This window comes from Pseudomonas lini (assembly GCF_030812475.1).
Lineage (GTDB): Bacteria > Pseudomonadota > Gammaproteobacteria > Pseudomonadales > Pseudomonadaceae > Aquipseudomonas > Aquipseudomonas lini_A.
In genome coordinates this window covers 111,573-130,043 of record NZ_JAUSSR010000012.1, presented here as the reverse complement: position 1 = coordinate 130,043, position 18,471 = coordinate 111,573, and the positions used below count along the sequence as shown (strand labels likewise).

Below are 18,471 nucleotides of genomic sequence, written 5' to 3'. Positions count from 1 at the left end.
GTAATCAATGGACGATTCCAACATGACCTCACCGAGTGAATCCACCGTCACCGCCGGCCCTCCTGTTACACTTCGATTCAGCGGTGCTGGCAATCCGAACAGAGTTCGCCGAGGAAGCACCCTTGAAAAACTTCCGGTCGGTGATGCGCTGGATGCACAAGGCAACATAGTACCCGGCGTGTCAGGGAGCTGGGCATTAGTCAATCCCCTTCCCGGGGTATCGGTGTATCCCCGAGGGGGCTTGAACGGAAGAGTTTTAGCAACAAACGTGCAGCAACACATGACCATCAGCGTTAGAGTTACTACGACATCCAGTCCGTCTGTTTCAGGGGATTATAACGTGGAAGTCGTAGTGGTTGATTGATTCGGTTATTCCAACCAGCTAAGGAAGGTCTGAAGTAGCTCCGATTTTTGAGGCCCTCGCTTGCGGAGGTTCAAATAATTCTAAATCGGTCAAAAAACAGACTCTTCCTTACCTTTAGTTCATGACTTCTTCCTTTAATCGCCCTTTTCAGGACGATCAGCCCGCATTACAAACGCACATCTCCTGCATTCAACGAGCGTTTTCGCATCATCCACAGGTTCGATAACGCGAACAAAGTCGTTTGTTGAGCAATGTTTTTTCGACAAGCCACGAAAGCGCGCTTTTGCACAGCCAAAAACCGGCGTTTGATCGCCCGCAACGGACGTTCAACCTTCGCCCGTACTCGCGCTTTCGCGTATTCGATCTTGCGACGCATGCGCCCGATCAAACTCTTTTTTGCGCGTTTTTTATGCTGCGGCGGCGGGCGGCAATCGACCAGATCATCTGACGATCCTGATGTTCAGGATGCTTATCCACGCCTCCATCCGGGGAACATAAAACCGTCATCACTGTCAGCTACACAGGTATCTGTGCGGTGCCGCACGACGGAAGCGTGCAAAAACGCGACATTTTTTGTTGATCTCAAGCCCCTCACGCCCTAAAGTTCGCGCCGAACGTCCATGCTGGAAACGATCCATCCGGCTCAAGTACTGACGACGAGACAGCAAGGCCAAGGGAAAGCACCGCTTCCCGTGGCCTTTTTGCTTTCGGCGACATGCCTTGGGAAGTAGGCGAACCAAAGTGGGGATACGGAGGACGTTCATTTGCACCCATTGTTAATTTCAGTTTGCCCTTAGGAGTCTCCAGCATGTCGATCAACGTCGAAGATTATTTCGAGCGCGCCACCTTTGACAAAATGAAAGCGTTCGCCGACAAGCAAGAAACCCCGTTCGTGGTGATCGACACCGCGATGATCAGCCAGGCCTACGATGACCTGCGCGCCGGTTTCGAATTCGCCAAAGTCTATTACGCGGTAAAAGCCAACCCGGCTGTCGAGATCATTGACCTGTTGAAAGACAAGGGGTCGAGCTTCGACATCGCCTCGATCTATGAGCTGGACAAGGTGATGGACCGCGGCGTCAGCGCCGACCGTATCAGCTACGGCAACACCATCAAGAAATCCAAAGACATCCGTTATTTCTACGAGAAAGGCGTGCGCCTGTTCTCCACCGACTCCGAAGCCGACCTGCGTAACATCGCCAAGGCCGCACCGGGTTCGAAAGTTTACGTGCGCATCCTCACCGAAGGCTCGACCACCGCCGACTGGCCTCTGTCGCGCAAATTCGGCTGCCAGACCGACATGGCCATGGACCTGCTGATCCTCGCCCGTGACCTGGGCCTGGTGCCTTACGGCATCTCGTTCCACGTCGGCTCGCAACAGCGCGACATCAGCGTCTGGGATGCGGCGATCGCCAAGGTCAAAGTGATCTTCGAGCGCCTGAAGGAAGAAGACGGCATCGTACTCAAGCTGATCAACATGGGCGGCGGCTTTCCAGCCAACTACATCACCCGCACCAACAGCCTGGAAACCTACGCCGAAGAAATCATCCGTTTCCTCAAGGAAGACTTCGGTGACGACCTGCCGGAAATCATCCTGGAACCGGGCCGTTCGCTGATCGCCAACGCCGGCATCCTGGTCAGTGAAGTGGTACTGGTTGCGCGTAAATCCCGTACCGCCGTCGAGCGCTGGGTGTACACGGACGTGGGCAAGTTCTCCGGCCTGATCGAAACCATGGACGAAGCGATCAAGTTCCCGATCTGGACCGAGAAGAAAGGCGAGATGGAAGAAGTGGTCATCGCCGGCCCGACCTGCGACAGCGCCGACATCATGTATGAAAACTACAAGTACGGCCTGCCGCTGAACCTGGCGATCGGTGATCGTTTGTACTGGTTGTCGACCGGCGCCTACACCACCAGCTACAGCGCGGTTGAATTCAATGGCTTCCCGCCGCTGAAATCGTTCTACGTGTAAACGCTGCACGCTGAAAATCAAAAAGCCCATGACGTGTCATGGGCTTTTTCGTATCTGGAATACACCGCCCCCCTGTAGGAGCTGGCTTGCCAGCGAAGGCGGCGTGTCAGGCGATACATGTATTGGCCGATAGACCGTCTTCGCTGGCAAGCCAGCTCCTATGTATGGACTCGCCCCCACTGTCTACCCGCTTTTGAAAAACCGTCGCCCCATTGCATCTATGTATCAGGCCTATTCGTGGAAGCCGTCTTCGGCTTCTGGCCAAAATTGGAAAAGCTCGTGGTATGCCCATTACAGTCAGGCCTCGAAGGCCAGTAGGAGCTTAGGCATCAATCCACGCCGGTCTTACCTGGGGTCAATTTTTTTTCAGCAAAGGGTCGAACAGTCAGTACCTCGGTGGCAGAACTCTGTCGCTCAATGGCTCATCGTCGCCTGCTGGCCATCACCCGCGTGGCGACGATAAGTCTGGTCATTCTGTAGAAGCACCCAGACGATTCGCAGGTTGCGATTGGCTAGCCTGATCGCAGCCTCCTTACGGCCCAGCCGGCTCATCCAGCGCAACAAGCGGCGGTCATCGGGTTGCTGGGAATCAGGTCGTAGTTGTTGCAGCACCGCATGGGCTCCCTGGATCATCAAGCTGCGTAAATAAACATCACCTCGCTTGGTCATGTCCCCCAGCCGGATCGTCTCCCCGCTGCTGTGCTGGTCAGGCACCATGCCAAAGTACGCGGCAAACTTGCGGGCATTGGGAAATCGCTCAGGCTTGGTTTCCTTGGCTGCCAGTGCCGTGGCCGTGACGGGGCCGATGCCGCGCACAGTCATCAATCGCTTCGCCGTCATGTCGGCGTTGGCGGCCACTTCCAGGCGTCCCGTCAGTACGCTGATGCGTTCGCCCAAATGGCGCCACTCGGCCAACAGTTCGTCGATCAGTTCACGCAGCAGGCCCGGCACCGGCTGGGTAGCATCTTCCAGCACCCGCGGAATTTTCTGGCTGATCGCAACATCGCCCTGCGCCAAGGCTACGCCGTGCTCGAGCAGCAGGCCGCGCATCTGATTACTGACTGCCGTGCGTCGACGCACATAGCCCTGACGGGCGCGATGCAACGCCTGCATCGCCAGCGCCGCAATGCTTTTGACCGGTACTGCGCAGATTTTTTCATCGCGATTAGCCCGCAGAATCGCCAGCGCATCGTTGCGATCATTTTTTGGCCCGCTGCGATGTTTGGCCACCAGACCGGCAGGCAGGATGCGCGCCAGGTTGCCTTGCTCTTGCAGCTGCCGGGCCCAGGCTTGAGCACCTGGACCGGTCTCCATCAAAACTACGACATGAGGTGGCAACTGTCGGAGAAACTCATAAAACGCCTCGCGCGACTTGATTCGCCGCTCGTAGCTCACCTGGCCGAGAACATCTTCACCGGCGACCTGAAAGACTTGCTTGGCCAGATCGACCGCCAAGGTTGTGCAGGCCGACAAATCGGTAGAAGACAGGGATGGATCAATCGAACTATGATTTTTCATGGACTCGCCCTCGCTGTCGATGGCTGTTTAGACTGCCACCGTGGCGCATTGACGCCTCGGCTTGGGCGAGTCCATCCAATTACAGGGGTACGAGTTCCAGCTCCAGTTCGGCGCGGCGGCGGGCATAGTCGCTGGCCAGGGCGCGAATGCGCGGATCACCCGCTTCCTGCAACGCCTTGCTCGCCACCCGCAAAAAATTCAGATTGCCGCCCGCCAGTGCCTTGCGCAACCAGTCCAGTGCCTCTTCGATCTTCCCTTCATCCGTCAGCACAGCGGCATGACTGAACTGCCCGCGAAAGTCCCCGCCGACCGCCGAGCGTCGATACCAGGCGCGTGCGGCAGGTAAATCCGGCGCGCACACCTGCCCTTCTTCCAGATAACGCCCCAGCAGGTTCATCGACTTCGCGTGGCCGAGTTCTGCGGCGCGGTGATAGAGACTCAACGCTTGCTGCTGATCCTCAATCACACCACGCCCGGTCGCCAGCAGGTTGGCGAAGTTGTACATCGCCCAATCCAGCCCGGCGTCTGCCGCGATTCGGTAATGCCGTGCGGCAACCGAAGCATTCGCCGCACACCCCCAGCCATGCTCATGGCACCGGCCGAGCATGTTGCGCGCCATCAGGTGCCCGCCGTTGGCGGCGATCGCAAACCAGCGCATCGCCAGGGGTTGATCCCGCTCGATGCCCTGCCCGTCCAGCAGAATCTGCCCGAGCAAGGCCTGGGCGTCGAGCACGCCTTCACGGGCAGCGATCAGTATCGCCTGGGCCGCGCGAGCGGGACTTTCATTGAGCATGGCCTTGAGTCGATCGCCATCGAGCACTTCTTCGCGGCGCAATTGAAAGCTCATACCTCGACCCAGCGGCGCAGCAGGTTGTGGTAAGTGCCGGTCAGGCGGATCAGCGAAGGATGGTCGGGCAGGTCTTGCGTCAACTGCTGGATCGCCCCGTCCATCTCGAACAGCAAGGCGCGCTGGCTGTCTTCGCGGACCAGGCTTTGGGTCCAGAAGAACGAGGCAAAGCGCGTACCGCGGGTGACGGCGTTGACCTTGTGCAGACTGGTGCCGGGGTACAGCACCATGTCGCCGGCGGGCAGCTTCACCCGTTGGGTGCCGAAGGTGTCCTGGATTTCCAGTTCGCCACCGTCATAGTCCTCGGGCTCGCTGAAAAACAGCGTCGCCGACAGATCGGTGCGCACCCGCTCGATGCTGTTCTTTGGCTGGCGCACGGCGTTGTCGATATGAAAATCGAAACTGCCCCCGACCGTGTAGCAATTCAGGAGCGGCGGGAAGACCTTGTGCGGCAGCGCGGCCGACATGAACAGCGGGTTTTTCCACAGCCGTTCGAGCATCGCCTCACCGACTTCCTTGGCCAACGGATGACCTTCAGGCAGTTGCAGATTGTGCTTGGCCTTGGCCGACTGATAGCCGGCAGTGATCCTGCCATCCGCCCAATCGGCCTGCTCCAGAGCCTCGCGGATGCGCCGCACTTCTTCTTTAGCGAACAAGCCGGGAATGTGCAGCAGCATGGGGAAGCACCTGAAGGCAAAAGGATGGCAATGGTATTGATTCTTATTGCCCATGTAAAACCCTGGCGACGAATGAAACATCAAAAACCGTAAGGGTAAATTGTAAAGAATGTAAATTCATTGCGAATAGTAATGTTTCGCAATTGATACGAATAACTGTTTACCCTATATTCCGCGGCCTCAAATCCTTGGGGAGGGGAATGCTCATGTCACGCCAACACTCACAATTACCGGTCAGTTCACCGCGCTTGCTCGCGTCTGCAATTGGCGTGGCGATCACTGCCGGCTCTGCTGGCCACATGGTTTTTGCTGCAGAGAAGACCGACGGGAAAGCGCCGGGCAATGCCATTTCCCTGGACGCGACCGCGATCACCGGCGAGGCCCAGGACCAGACTTCCTACACCGTCGAGAAAGCCTCCTCGCCCAAGTACACCGCGCCGCTGGTGAACACCCCCCGTTCGGTGACGGTCATCCCGCAACAAGTTCTCAAGGACACCGGCGCTCTCAACATGCAGGACGCGTTGCGCACGGTTCCCGGCATCACCTTTGGTGCCGGTGAAGGCGGCAACCCACAGGGTGACCGTCCATTCATTCGTGGCTTCGATGCCCAGGGCGACACCTACCTGGACGGCGTGCGCGATACCGGTTCGCAGAGCCGCGAAATTTTTGCCGTCGAGTCGATCGAAGTCAGCAAGGGCCCGAACTCCGCCATTGGCGGCCGTGGCGCTGCCGGTGGCAGCATCAACCTGGTCAGCAAAAAAGCACACCTGGGCGACTCGCTCAATGGTGGTTTCACTTGGGGCTCGGACCAGACCCAGCGCTACACCTTCGACGGCAACTACCAGTTCACCGACACCGCCGCCGGCCGTCTGAACCTGATGAGCCACGAAAGCAACGTCGCCGGCCGGGACAAGGTCGATTACGACCGTTGGGGTATTGCGCCATCGCTGGCGTTCGGTCTGGGCACCGACACTCGCGTGAACCTCGATTACTACCACCTGGAAAGTAACGACACCCCGGACTCGGGCATTCCGTACACCATTCCTGCCGGCCTTGCCGCCGCCCGCACCAAGTCCAATCCGGACAAGCCTTACGCCGGTGGCGATGACAGCAATTTCTACGGTTTGGACCGCGATTTCCGCAAGGGCCGCACCGACACCGCGACCTTCGCCATCGAGCACGACCTGAATGACGCGCTGACGGTCAAGAACACTCTGCGCCACGGCAGCAGCATGCAGGATTACATCCTGACCCAGCCGGACGACAGTAAAGGCAACGTCAACAACGGCAGTCTCTGGCGTCGGGCGAATACCCGTGTCAGCAACACCGAGACCACCACTAACCAGACCGATCTGTTTGGTGAGTTTTACATCGCAGGCTTCAAGAACAACTTCTCCACCGGTATCGAGTTGAGCCACGAGGACAGCGAAAAATCCTCGTACAACGTCAACACCGACACTACGCCACTGACGCCAACGACGCCTGCGACTCCATCAGGTACCAACTGCACCCCGGCCCTGATCGGCGCGCCAAGCGGTTACAACTGCACCTCGCTGTCCAGCCCGAACCCGAACGACCCGTGGAACGGTGCGATTTCTCGCAACTACGCCGGCACCGACACCTCCAGCACCACCCGCGCGCTGTACGTGTTCGACACCCTGGAGTTGTCCGAGCAGTGGCTGGTGAACATGGGCCTGCGTTACGACCATTTCGACACCAAGTACAAGACCTACACGGCGGCCGGCAACACCACGTCCAAGGGCGATGACACGAGCGAGTTCGTCACCGGTCAGTTCGGCGTGATCTACAAGCCGGCTGAAAACGGCAGCATCTATGCCTCGTACGCCACCTCCGCCACCCCACCGGGCAACACCTTGGGTGAAGGCCAGGAAGGCAACCCGCTGAGCGGCACTCCGGATCGCAACGGCAACCTGCTAAGCAGTGACATGGAGCCGGAAACCACCAAGAACTACGAGATCGGCACCAAGTGGGATCTGCTCAACGATCGCCTGTCCCTGACCGCCGATATCTTCCGCACCGAGAAGGACAACGCCCGGGTACAAGTCGACACCACGTCTTATGAAAACGCAGGTAAAACCCGGGTTCAAGGTGTCGAACTGTCGGCCACCGGCAAGATCACCGACAAATGGCAAGTCTTCGCCGGTTATGCCTACATGGACAGCGAGCAAGTCGATGGCGGCCCGTTGGGTGCAGCAAACGACGGCAACGAACTGCCTAACACGCCGAAAAACAGCGCCAGCCTCTGGACGACCTACCAGGTCACGCCGAAGCTGACTATCGGTGGTGGAGCGTTCTACGTCGACGACGTCTTCGGTAGCGTGGCCAACACCACCATGGTGGATGACTATGTGCGTTACGACGCGATGGTGGCCTACAAGCTGACCAAAAACGTCGACCTGCAGCTGAACGTGCAGAACCTGACCGACGAAACCTATTACGACAAAGCGTTCTCGACCCACTTCGCCAACCAGGCGGCAGGCCGTACCGCGTTGCTGAGCACCAACTTCCACTTCTGATAGAACCTGTAGGAGCGAGCTTGCTCCGGGCGGCGTTCCGACGATGGATGTCAACGATGACGCGATACACCTGACACCCCGCAGCGCTCTCGGGTTTTTCGCGAGCGAGCTCGCTCCTACAGTGAGCCCAACCTTTGTAGGAGCGAGCTTGCTCGCGATGGTCGTCAACGATGATGCGGGGAATCTGACACCCCGCGTCGTTCTCGGTTTTTTCGCGAGCGAGCTCGCTCCTACAGTATCGGCGTTGGGCCAGGCCCCGTTCATCCAGATGAACGGGGCCTTTGTGCGTAAAACAGAATGCTTCTCGACCACCCACGGCATAATGCGCGCCGTGATGATCATTTACGAACGAACAAGGCGAGCGACGTGTTGAAGAAAACCCTGTTCCAGTTGCACTGGTTTTTCGGCATCAGCGCCGGGCTGGTCCTGGCCCTGATGGGCATTACCGGGGCGACGGTCTCGTTTCAGGACGAAATCCTGAGCGTGCTGAACCCGAGCGTGTTGCAGGTCGAGAAGCAGGTCGCCGGCGTCCTGCCGCCCGCCGAACTGGTGGAAAAAATCGAAGGCGCCTCGGGCAAGAAAGTGGCGATGCTCTGGGTCGAGACCGATAGCGCAAACGCCGCGCGAGTGTCCTTCACCCCGCCACCGGGTGAGCGCCGCGGCGAGATGCGCTACTTCAACCCGTACACCGCCGAATTCGTGGGCGATGCCATCGGCCAAGACTTCTTCGGCTTCATGCTGCAGCTGCACCGTTTCCTCGCGATGGGCGATACCGGCCGGCAGATCACCGGCGCCTGTACGCTGATCCTGGTGTTCTTCTGCCTCTCGGGTCTCTACCTGCGGTGGCCCCGCCAGTGGAACAGCTGGCGGGCCTGGCTGACCCTCGACTGGAAGAAAAAAGGTCGCAGCTTCAATTGGGATTTGCACTCGGTGGCGGGCACCTGGTGCCTGGTGTTTTACCTCCTGGCGGCGCTGACCGGGTTGTCCTGGTCCTATGAGTGGTACAACAAGGGCCTGACGCGGCTGCTGTCCGATTCACCGCAGAACGAGCGTGTTCGCGGCGGCCGTGGTCCTGCGCCAGCCGGCCCGGCACCGACCGCCGATTACGCCGCGATGTGGAGCAGCATCTACAGCGTCGCCGGCCCGGCCCTGAGTGCCTACAACATTCGTATGCCGCCAGTGGCCGGGCAACCGGCGACCGTGTTCTATCTGTTGAACAGCTCCCCCCATGACCGGGCACTGAACCAGATCAGCCTCGATCCGGCCACCGGCATCGTCAAACGCCATGACCGCTACAGCGACAAGAGCCTCAAGGCGCAGTTGCTGACCAGCATCTACGCGCTGCACGTCGGCAGCTACTTCGGTATCGTCGGGCGGATCGTCCTGACACTCAGCGCGCTGACCATGCCGTTGTTTTTCGTCACGGGCTGGCTGTTGTACCTCGATCGTCGACGCAAGAAAAAGCACATCAGAGAAGCCCGCAAAAATCTTGCGCAATCGGGTAGCAATACGCCGGCCTGGTTGATCGGTTTCGCCAGCCAGAGCGGGTTTGCAGAGCAATTGGCGTGGCAGACCGCCGGCCAATTGCAGGCCGCCGGCCTGCCGGTAAAGGTTCAACCCCTGGCGGATGTCAGTGAGCAGGATCTGTGCGATTCCAGCAACGCGCTGTTCGTGGTCAGCACCTTCGGCGACGGCGAAGCGCCGGACAGCGCCCGGGGCTTCGAGCGCAAGGTGCTGGGCCAGGGGCCGAGCCTGGAAAGCCTGAACTATGCAGTGCTCGGCCTCGGTGATCGGCAGTACCAGCACTTCTGCGGTTTCGCCCGACGCCTGCACACCTGGCTGGGCGAGCACGGCGGCAAGACCCTGTTCGCCCCGGTGGAAGTCGACAGCGGCGACCCCTACGCCTTGCGTCACTGGCAGCAGCAACTCGGCCTGGTGACCGGACAGGCGCCCGTGGACACCTGGCAAGCGCCCGGCTATGACCACTGGACCCTGGTTCGCCGGGATTTGCTCAACCCTGACAGCAGCGCCACGGGCGTGTATTTGCTGGGCCTCGCCGCCCCTACCACCAGCAGCTGGCTGGCCGGTGACCTGGTGGAAGTCCTGCCGCGCAATTGCCCGTGGGCGATCGAGCACTTCCTCGATGGCCTGGGCATCGACGGTCGAGCCACAGTGACGCTCGATAACCTGTCGCAACCGCTGGAGCAAGCCCTGGCCAGCCGACAGTTGCCCGAGAACCGCGCCCATCTGGTCGGTCTGCACGCGCAAGCGCTGGTGGACGCCCTGGTGCCGTTGGCCATGCGCGAATACTCCATTGCTTCGATTGCCGCCGATGGCGTTTTGGAACTGATCGTGCGCCAGGAACTGCATCCCGACGGCAGTCTCGGCATAGGCTCCGGCTGGCTGACCGAACACGTGCCGGTGGGCGGCACCGTCAGCCTGCGGGTACGGCGCAACAGCGGTTTCCATCTGCCGACCGAGCCGGTGCCCATGATTCTGCTGGGCAACGGTACCGGGCTGGCGGGCCTGCGCAGCTTGCTCAAGGCGCGGATTGCCGATGGGCAGCAGCGCCATTGGCTGTTGTTCGGAGAACGCAACCGCGAGCACGACTACCTGTGCCGCGATGAGCTTGAAGAATGGCTGATTTCGGGCGATCTGGAACGGTTGGACCTGGCGTTCTCGCGGGATCAGGCCGAGAAGATCTACGTGCAGGATCTACTGCGCGAGTCGGCAACGGAACTGAAGCAATGGCTGGCGGACGGCGCAGTCATTTACATCTGCGGCAGCTTGCAGGGCATGGCGTCAGGGGTGGATCACGTGCTCAATGAAGTGCTCGGAATCGAGGAGGTCGACCGCCTTATCGAGGAAGGCCGCTACCGCCGCGACGTTTACTGACCCACCACACTCCCTGTAGGAGCGAGCTTGCTCGCGATGGTCGTTAACGATAACGCGTGTTTACTGATTAAACGCGGCGCTCTTGAGTCCATCGCGAGCAAGCTCGCTCCTACAAGGGTCCGGTGTTGGCCTGCTGATTATGCTGGACTCAGACCGGCTGCAGCTTCTGCTCAAACACCCCCACCCCATCCAGATCCCGCAACACCACACTCAACTCCCCCGTCTGCCCATCGATATTCACTTCGCCAAAAAACTGAAATCCGGCAAAGGGTGAAGCGTTCTGAGCCGATGGTGCCTTTTCGAGCACCACTTGCGGGCCAAAGGTTTTATCCAGTGGGTCAGGGCCGAAACTCCCCGCATTCAGCGGCCCGGCGACAAATTCCCAGAACGGTTCAAAGTCCTGAAACGCCGCACGGTCCGGGTGGTAGTGATGGGCCGCGCAGTAATGCACATCCGCCGTCAGCCAGACGTAGTTGCGCACCTGCTGCGCTCGCAGGAAACCGAGCAATTCGGCAATCTCCAGTTCGCGCCCCTGGGCCGGTCCCGGATCGCCATTGGCCACGGCTTCCCAGCGCGCCACGCCCGGGCTGACTTCACCATCAGAGACACTCAGGCCAATCGGCATGTCGGCGGCGATGACTTTCCACTGGGCACTGGAGCCTTTCAATTCGCGCTTGAGCCAGTCCAGTTGTTCACGTCCGAGGAAGGGTTTGGCGGCGCCCAGGTTGTCGTCATTCGCCCCACGATAACTGCGCATGTCGAGTACGAACACGTCGAGCAACGGGCCGTAACCGAGCTTGCGATAAATCCGCCCACCGCCATCGGCATCCTGCCATCGCATCGGCGCATATTCCAGCCAGGCCTGGCGCCCGCGACTGACCAGGCTGTGGATATCCTTGATGTTGTAACGCTGGTCCAGCTGCTTGCCCGGCGACCAGTTGTTCACCACTTCGTGGTCGTCCCACTGCCAGATCTGCGGCACTTCGGCGTTGAAGCGACGGATGTTTTCATCCATCAGGTTGTAGCGGTAATTGCCACGGTAATCGTCGAGGGTCTCGGCGACTTTGCTCTTGGCTTCGCTGGTGATATTGCGCCACAGGCGACCACTCTCGGTCATCAACTGCGCCGGCACCGGGCCGTCGGCATAGATGGTGTCGCCGCTGTGGATAAAAAAGTCCGGCAGGCGCAAGCGCATGGCTTCGTAGATGCGCATGCCGCCGATGTCCGGGTTGATGCCGTACCCCTGGCCGGCGGTGTCGCCGCTCCAGACGAAGCGGATGTCGCGGCGGGCCTGGGGCACGCTGCGCAAGTGACCGAACCAGGGTTCGCTGGCAACACCGCTCCGGGCGTCTTCGAAAGACACACGATAGAAAATCGCCTGGTCGGCAGGCAGGCCGCTGAGTTCGACCCGGGCGGTGAAATCGGTGCTTGCATCGGCCAAGGGCGAGACGAATCGACGGGGGTTGCTGAACAGGCTGCGGGTGTCCCACTCCACCACCATCCGCGCCGGACGGTCGCTGCGGCTCCAGACCATCGCCCGGTCGCCCAGCAGGTCGCCGGACTGCACGCCATCGGTGAGTTGCGGACGGTCCTTGACCGAGGCAATCACCGCGGGTGCCAGGCCGGGTAACAACAGGCCGGCACCGACGGCTTGCATGACACGACGGCGGCCGAGGTCGAATTCGCTCATGGGGTTCTCCCTGAAAAAGGAAAACTTAAGCACCTTCGCATGACACTGACGTGAAATGCGATCCCCTGTAGGAGCGAGCTTGCTCGCGAAAAACCAGAGAACGCCACGGGGTGTCAGGTTTCAAGCGTTATCGTTAACGACCATCGCGAGCAAGCTCGCTCCTACAGGGGGTGAGGGGGGTCAGGCCTTGGCGGGTTCCAGCGCCATCTCCACCACTTCCGGCCGCTTCAGCAGCGCATACGCCACCGCCGTCAGCAGACTCCCGGCCACAATCGCCAGCAGATACAACAAGGCATGATTGATTGCATTCGGAATCGCCAGCACGAACAACCCACCATGGGGCGCCATCAGTTTGCAGCCGAAGTACATCGACAACGCCCCCGTCAGCGCACCACCGGCAATGCTCGCCGGGATCACCCGCAACGGGTCTTTGGCGGCAAACGGAATCGCGCCTTCGGAGATAAAGCACAGCCCCAACACCAACGCCGCTTTACCGGCCTCGCGTTCAGTCTGGGCAAACTTGCGCCGGGCAATGAACGTGGCGATGCCAAGACCGATCGGCGGCACCATGCCCGCGGCCATGGTCGCGGCCATCGGTGCATAACTCTGCGACGCCAGCAGCCCCACCGAAAAAGCGTAGGCGGCCTTGTTGATTGGTCCGCCGAGGTCGACGCACATCATGCTGCCCAGCAGCACACCGAGCAGGATCGCGTTAGTGGTGCCCATGCTGTCGAGGAAGTGCGTGAGCCCGGTGAGCATCCCGGCCACCGGTTTGCCGACCACGTAGATCATCACCAGACCGGTGAACAGGCTCGCCAGCAACGGGATGATCAGGATCGGCTTCAGCGCTTCGAGACTCTGCGGCAAGCGCGCATAGCGATTGATCGCCTGCGCCGCATAACCGGCGATGAAGCCGGCAATGATCCCGCCGATGAAACCGGCGCCCAGGGTGCTGGCCAGCAGACCACCGATCATCCCCGGCGCCAGGCCGGGACGGTCGGCGATCGAGTAGGCGATATACCCCGCGAGCAACGGCACCATCAGCTTGAACGCGGTCTCGCCACCGATCTGCATCAGGGCGGCCGCGAGCGTGCCCTCCTCCTTGAACGCGGTGATGCCGAATACGAACGACAAGGCGATCATCAGGCCGCCCGCCACCACCATCGGCAGCATGAACGACACGCCGGTCAAAAGGTGTTTATAAACGCCGGTCTTCTCTTGCTTGGCCGGGCCTTTGCCGCCGGTGGCAGCCGTTTCCTGCTTGCCTTCGGCGAGCGCTTTGTTCAGCGTGGCTTCGGCCTGTTTGAGGGCAATGCCGGTGCCGCAACGGTAAATCTTCTTGCCGGCGAAGCGCTCGGTGGCGACTTCGATGTCCGCCGCCAGCAACACCACATCGGCATCGGCAATGGCGTCGGCGCTCAACGGATTGCGCGCGCCGACCGAGCCCTGGGTTTCCACTTGCAGGTCGTAACCCAGTCGCTTGGCGGCCTGCTGCAAAGCTTCGGCGGCCATGAAGGTGTGCGCGACACCGGTCGGACAGGCGGTCACTGCCACCAGGCGTGGTGCGTTCCTGGTGGCGGCAGCCGGCTCGGCGACGACCTCGGGAGCGACGTAAACCGTGGCTTCTTCAGCGCCGCGACGCAGCACCGCCTCGACATCTTGCAGGGCCTGGGCCGGCGTGCTCTGGAACACGCGCTTGCCGACGAACCGCGACATGTCCACCGGCGCGCTGGTGACCAGCAGCACCCACTCGGCGGCTTCGATCGTGGCCGCCGACAATTGGCGTTCCGGATGCGCGGCGTCGGCGACTTCGACGCTGGTGCTCCAGCCTTGACGCTGGGCCGCGGCATCGAGCAGCCGGGCGCACAGCACACTGGTGACCATGCCGTTCGGGCACGCCGTAACAATGGCTAACTTCATGACTATCCCTCTTATTGTTCTGTCAGGGGGCGTATGCGCACACCCTGTTCGAGCCGCGCCAATTGCGCGACGTCGCCGATGCCGAAACCGATCTGGGTGACCGCCATCGCGGCAATCGCCGTGGCGGTGCGCAGGGTCTGTTCAGGGGTGTCGGCGCTGAGCAAACCATGGAGCATGCCGGCCAATAATGAGTCGCCAGCACCCACGGTGCTGACAACGCTGACCTTGGGCGGCGTGGCATGCATGGCAGATCCGACACTGAACCAGTTCACACCCTCCGCCCCGTGAGAAATCACCACGTGTTCGATGCCCTGAGCGTGCAAGCGGCTCGCGGCTTCGGCCTGGGCAGCGACCGAAACCACTTCGCAACCCAGTACGTCGGCCAGCTCTTCGGTGTTGGGCTTGATCAGCCACGGCGCTGCCTTGAGCCCGGCACGCAGGGCTTCACCGCTGGAGTCCAGTGCCACGTTCAGCCCGAGGTTGTTCAAGCGCACTATCAATGCCTGCAGCCACTCGGGGCTGATGCCTTTGGGCAGACTGCCAGCAACCACAACCGCATCATGACCGGGCGCCAGTTGCTCCAGTCGATCGAGCAGCGCCTGTTGCGCCGCTGCACTGACCAAGGGACCGGGACCATTGATATCGGTGATGCGCCCATCGCTTTCCGCCAACTTGATGTTGCTGCGGGTTTCGCCGGGGACACGAATGAAGGCGTCGACAAAACCGCGCCTGGCGAACAGGGTTTCGAATGCCTGGGGATTGTCTTCGCCGAGAAAACCGCTGACCGTGAGCTGATGCCCGAGGTCTGCCAGCACCTGCGCCACGTTCACCCCCTTGCCGGCGGCGTGGGTGTGCATCTCGTCGCTACGGTTCACCTGGCCGGGTTCCAGGCGCGGCAACTGGACGGTGAGGTCCAGCGCCGGATTGAGGGTCAGGGTCAAGATCTTGGCCATTACAGGGCCTCCACTAATGCGCGCACTTCATTCGCGCTGCCCACGGCCAGGGCCTGCTGGGCAAGGGTTTGAGTCTGGGTCAGGCTGAGCTCGCGGATGCGTGCCTTGACCTCGGCAATGCTGCGGCCCGACACGCTGAGCTCATCCACGCCCAGCCCGACCAGCACCGGCACTGCCAGCGGGTCGGCCGCCAGCTCGCCGCACACGCCGACCCACTTGCCATGGGCATGGGCCGCCCGCACGGTGATGTCGATCAGTTGCAGCACCGCCGGGTGCAAGCCGTCAGCCTGGGCCGACAAGGTTGGATGGCCACGGTCGATGGCCAGGGTGTACTGAGTCAGGTCGTTGGTGCCGACGCTGAAGAAGTCGACTTCCCTGGCCAGCACCGGCGCCAACAAGGCCGCCGAGGGCACTTCGATCATAATCCCCAATTGCAGATCGGCCACGGGGATTTCCAGGCGCAGGCGTTCGGTCATGTCCCGGGCCTGGCGCCACTCATCGACGCTGCCGACCATGGGAAACATGATGCGCAGCGGACGGTTATCGGCGGCGCGGAGCAAGGCGCGCAATTGCGCTTCCATGATGAGCGGACGTTGCAGGGTCAGGCGAATACCGCGCACGCCCAGGAACGGGTTTTCCTCTTTGGCGATCGGCCAATACGGCAGCGGCTTGTCGCCACCGACATCGAGGGTGCGCACCACCAGCGGCCGACCGGCCAGGCCATCGAGCACGCGCCGGTATTCGACTTCCTGCGTGGCCTCATCCGGCGCTTGCGAATGAGCCATGAAGATCAGCTCGGTGCGCAGCAGGCCGATGCCTTCGGCGCCCTGCTCCACCGCGCTGGTGACGCCGGCGCTTTCACCGATGTTGGCGAACACTTCCACGGCGTGGCCGTCGGTGGTCAATGCCGGTTGATGGCGTTGTTCGGCGGCGGCCTTCAGGCGTTGCTCGCGGGTGTCACGTTCTTCGGTGGCGCGCTGCAGGGTTGCAGCATCGGCATCCACGTGCAGGCGACCGCGCTGGCCATCGATCAGCAACGGCGTGCCCGGCGCCAGCAGCAATACCGCCGCACCCGCGCCCACCAACGCCGGAATACCCAGCGCCCTGGCGACGATGGCGCTGTGGGCGGTGGCACCGCCACGGGCGGTGAGGATGCCGGCGACGCGGGTCGGGTCGAGACGGGCCACGTCCGACGGACCGACTTCATCCATCACCAGAATGTACGGTTGCTCGGGCTCGCTCGGGGTTTCGACGCCACAGAGTTGCGCCAGCACCCGACGACCGATGTCGCGCAAGTCGGCGGCACGTTCGGCGAGCAAGGCGTCCTGCAACGATTCCTGCTGTTTGGCCGCTGCTTCAATCACCGCCATCCACGCCGCTTCGGCGCTTTCGCCCTGCTTGAGACGGGTGTCGACTTCATCGGTCAATTCCGGGTCGTCGAGCATTTCCTGGTGGGTGATGAAAATCTCGCGAATCGCCTTGGATTTGCTGCGCTCGATCAAGCCTTCGATGTCGCGACGCACCTGCGTCAGCGCCTGCTGGAGCCGCTCGCGCTCGATGGCGGCGGATTCTCCGCGCAGCGGGTAATCGATGGTTTGCAGCACTTGAATATGCGCCGGGCCGATGGCGATGCCCGGTGCCGCCGCGATGGCCTGAACCAGGCTGCCGGAGGCTGGCGCGAGCAATACTTCGGCGATCTCGGTGAGGACTTCGCGCTGCTGGCTCACGGCCGGCAGCGGCTCGACCTCTTCACCGAGGCCTTCTTCAATAGCCGCCAGCAACGCCGGCAAGGCATCGGCGGCAATGCTCGGCTCGGCAATCAACTCCAGCACCTGACCGCGCCGGGCACCGAGGCTGAGCAGCTTGCTCAAGCTCTTCACCGACACCGCGCTGTCCTGGCCATCGACGATGCGCACGCGAATTTCGCCTTCGAAACTTTTTGCCAGTTGCGCGAGGATTTTCGCTGGCCGCGCATGCAGTCCGTGGGCGTTCGCCAGGGCGATGCGCGCGCTCGGCCAGTCCGCCGGCAGTTCACCACCGAGCACTTCGAGGACTTTGCGGCTACTGGTGGCGCGGCCCAATTCATGGCCCCGACCTTCGATCAATAATGCACAGAGCCGCTCCAGCAACGCCTGATGGGCTTCACCGAGACTGGCCAGGCAGAACAGACCGCTCAATGGCTGACCGAGGTAGCGCATCGGCTTGTCCGGGGTGACGAAGGCCAGGCCCGGACGCTTGACCGTTTGCTCACTGTGCAGCCACCACAGGCCATCGCCCAGCGGCAGCGCTTCGACCTGTTGCAATACTGCGGAGAAACCGTTGCTCACGCAGTCGGCCTGACGCAGTAAACGCGCACCACGCCAGACCAGCTCTTCGAAATCATCGGCAGACACACCGAGGCCGATCATCTGTGCATCCAGCGCCAGCTCTTGCGGCGCGCCTTGCAGCAATTTCAACAAGGCTTCGGCGGAACTGGCGCGACGCAGGGCCTGACCCAGATCGGTCTCGCCGAGGGCACGGGTCAGCAATTGCAGCAGGCGCAGGTGTTCGTCGGATTTGGCCGCAATCCCGATCGCCAGGTAGACGATCTGACCGTCGCCCCAATCCACGCCCTCGGGAAATTGCATCAGCCGCACGCCGGTGGAAAACACCTGATCGCGGGTTTCCGGAGTACCGTGGGGGATGGCAATACCTTGACCGAGAAAGGTCGAGCCCTGGGCTTCGCGGGCTTGCAAACCGGCGAGATAACCCTCGGCCACCAACCCATCGGCGACCAGGTGCTGGGCCAGAAGGTGCAACGCCGTGGACTTATCCACAGCCGACTGGCCCATGGAAATCTGCTCTATGGTGAGCTCGAGCATGCTTTCTCCTTTTTGGTGCCTGGGCACCAGGTATTGTTTTAGATGATTCCAGCTTAGGCGCTTGGCAGGCAGTTTTGGCAGTTTTGCGGCAGCACCAGCCAAAGGCGTCATGACGTAGAAAATACGCTTGCTGAAACGTTTAATCTAGAATGGTTGGCACGTTACTCGATAATGTCTCATCCTTGAAGCCCAACTTGTCGGATGCGTTGAGACAAGGGTCATCTGACCGAATCGGTT

Annotated in this window: 11 protein-coding genes and 1 pseudogene; 4 read left to right on the top strand and 8 right to left on the bottom strand. The window is 61.2% G+C overall.

Annotated features, from left to right (window positions below; translation table 11 throughout):
- The first annotated feature begins 7 nt into the window (after positions 1-7).
- On the top strand, positions 8-364 hold the full coding sequence (locus J2W17_RS22530) for a hypothetical protein (RefSeq protein WP_307339594.1): 357 nt from the start codon (positions 8-10) through the stop codon (positions 362-364).
- A gap of 166 nt (positions 365-530) precedes the next feature.
- Here the strand turns inward: J2W17_RS22530 and J2W17_RS22525 are convergent.
- Positions 531-844, bottom strand: a pseudogene (locus J2W17_RS22525) (transposase); the annotation flags it as partial.
- 328 nt (positions 845-1,172) lie between these two features.
- Here J2W17_RS22525 and J2W17_RS22520 point away from each other — a divergent pair.
- The gene (locus tag J2W17_RS22520) at positions 1,173-2,336 is read left to right on the top strand and encodes a type III PLP-dependent enzyme (RefSeq protein ID WP_307339592.1); all 1,164 of its coding nucleotides are present in this window, start codon (positions 1,173-1,175) and stop codon (positions 2,334-2,336) included.
- A 414-nt stretch (positions 2,337-2,750) separates the two neighbouring features.
- Here the strand turns inward: J2W17_RS22520 and J2W17_RS22515 are convergent, their stop codons facing one another.
- From J2W17_RS22515 to J2W17_RS22505, 3 genes are all read right to left on the bottom strand, one after another.
- Positions 2,751-3,809 carry an IS110 family transposase gene (locus tag J2W17_RS22515; RefSeq protein ID WP_307339839.1) on the bottom strand — a complete coding sequence of 353 codons (1,059 nt, stop codon included), beginning with the start codon at positions 3,807-3,809 and terminating at the stop codon, positions 2,751-2,753.
- A gap of 124 nt (positions 3,810-3,933) precedes the next feature.
- Positions 3,934-4,701, bottom strand: coding sequence for a tetratricopeptide repeat protein (locus tag J2W17_RS22510; RefSeq protein WP_307339589.1), 768 nt, complete (start codon positions 4,699-4,701; stop codon positions 3,934-3,936).
- Entirely contained in the window at positions 4,698-5,378 is a 681-nt protein-coding gene (locus J2W17_RS22505; protein WP_307339586.1) for a Fe2+-dependent dioxygenase, read from the bottom strand. The genes J2W17_RS22510 and J2W17_RS22505 overlap by 4 nt, the downstream gene beginning before the upstream one ends.
- A 206-nt stretch (positions 5,379-5,584) precedes the next feature.
- On the opposite strand from J2W17_RS22505, the gene J2W17_RS22500 reads away from it, so the two are divergent.
- Positions 5,585-7,915: a TonB-dependent receptor gene (locus tag J2W17_RS22500; protein WP_307339583.1), complete on the top strand. Its 2,331-nt coding sequence runs from the start codon at positions 5,585-5,587 to the stop codon at positions 7,913-7,915.
- Positions 7,916-8,281: 366 nt separating this feature from the next.
- Positions 8,282-10,810 carry a sulfite reductase flavoprotein subunit alpha gene (locus J2W17_RS22490; protein WP_307339580.1) on the top strand — a complete coding sequence of 843 codons (2,529 nt, stop codon included), beginning with the start codon at positions 8,282-8,284 and terminating at the stop codon, positions 10,808-10,810.
- Between the two features lie 148 nt (positions 10,811-10,958).
- Here the strand turns inward: J2W17_RS22490 and J2W17_RS22485 are convergent, their stop codons facing one another.
- From J2W17_RS22485 to ptsP, 4 genes are all read right to left on the bottom strand, one after another.
- Positions 10,959-12,500, bottom strand: coding sequence for an alkaline phosphatase D family protein (locus tag J2W17_RS22485; RefSeq protein WP_307339578.1), 1,542 nt, complete (start codon positions 12,498-12,500; stop codon positions 10,959-10,961).
- Positions 12,501-12,680: 180 nt separating this feature from the next.
- The gene (locus J2W17_RS22480) at positions 12,681-14,420 is read right to left on the bottom strand and encodes a PTS fructose-like transporter subunit IIB (RefSeq protein WP_307339575.1); all 1,740 of its coding nucleotides are present in this window, start codon (positions 14,418-14,420) and stop codon (positions 12,681-12,683) included.
- Positions 14,421-14,431: 11 nt separating this feature from the next.
- Positions 14,432-15,373, bottom strand: coding sequence for a 1-phosphofructokinase (gene pfkB / locus J2W17_RS22475; protein WP_307339572.1), 942 nt, complete (start codon positions 15,371-15,373; stop codon positions 14,432-14,434).
- Positions 15,373-18,234, bottom strand: a complete 2,862-nt coding sequence (gene ptsP, locus J2W17_RS22470; RefSeq protein WP_307339569.1) for a phosphoenolpyruvate--protein phosphotransferase — start codon at positions 18,232-18,234, stop codon at positions 15,373-15,375. The genes pfkB and ptsP overlap by 1 nt, the downstream gene beginning before the upstream one ends.
- Positions 18,235-18,471 lie beyond the last annotated feature (237 nt).

Coding starts and splice junctions, on each gene's coding strand:
- J2W17_RS22505 (WP_307339586.1), bottom strand. CDS start 5,378: ATGCTGCTGCACATTCCCGGCTTGTTCGCTAAAGAAGAAGTGCGGCGC.
- pfkB (WP_307339572.1), bottom strand. CDS start 15,373: ATGGCCAAGATCTTGACCCTGACCCTCAATCCGGCGCTGGACCTCACC.
- ptsP (WP_307339569.1), bottom strand. CDS start 18,234: ATGCTCGAGCTCACCATAGAGCAGATTTCCATGGGCCAGTCGGCTGTG.
- J2W17_RS22485 (WP_307339578.1), bottom strand. CDS start 12,500: ATGAGCGAATTCGACCTCGGCCGCCGTCGTGTCATGCAAGCCGTCGGT.
- J2W17_RS22510 (WP_307339589.1), bottom strand. CDS start 4,701: ATGAGCTTTCAATTGCGCCGCGAAGAAGTGCTCGATGGCGATCGACTC.
- J2W17_RS22480 (WP_307339575.1), bottom strand. CDS start 14,420: ATGAAGTTAGCCATTGTTACGGCGTGCCCGAACGGCATGGTCACCAGT.
- J2W17_RS22520 (WP_307339592.1), top strand. CDS start 1,173: ATGTCGATCAACGTCGAAGATTATTTCGAGCGCGCCACCTTTGACAAA.
- J2W17_RS22500 (WP_307339583.1), top strand. CDS start 5,585: ATGTCACGCCAACACTCACAATTACCGGTCAGTTCACCGCGCTTGCTC.
- J2W17_RS22530 (WP_307339594.1), top strand. CDS start 8: ATGGACGATTCCAACATGACCTCACCGAGTGAATCCACCGTCACCGCC.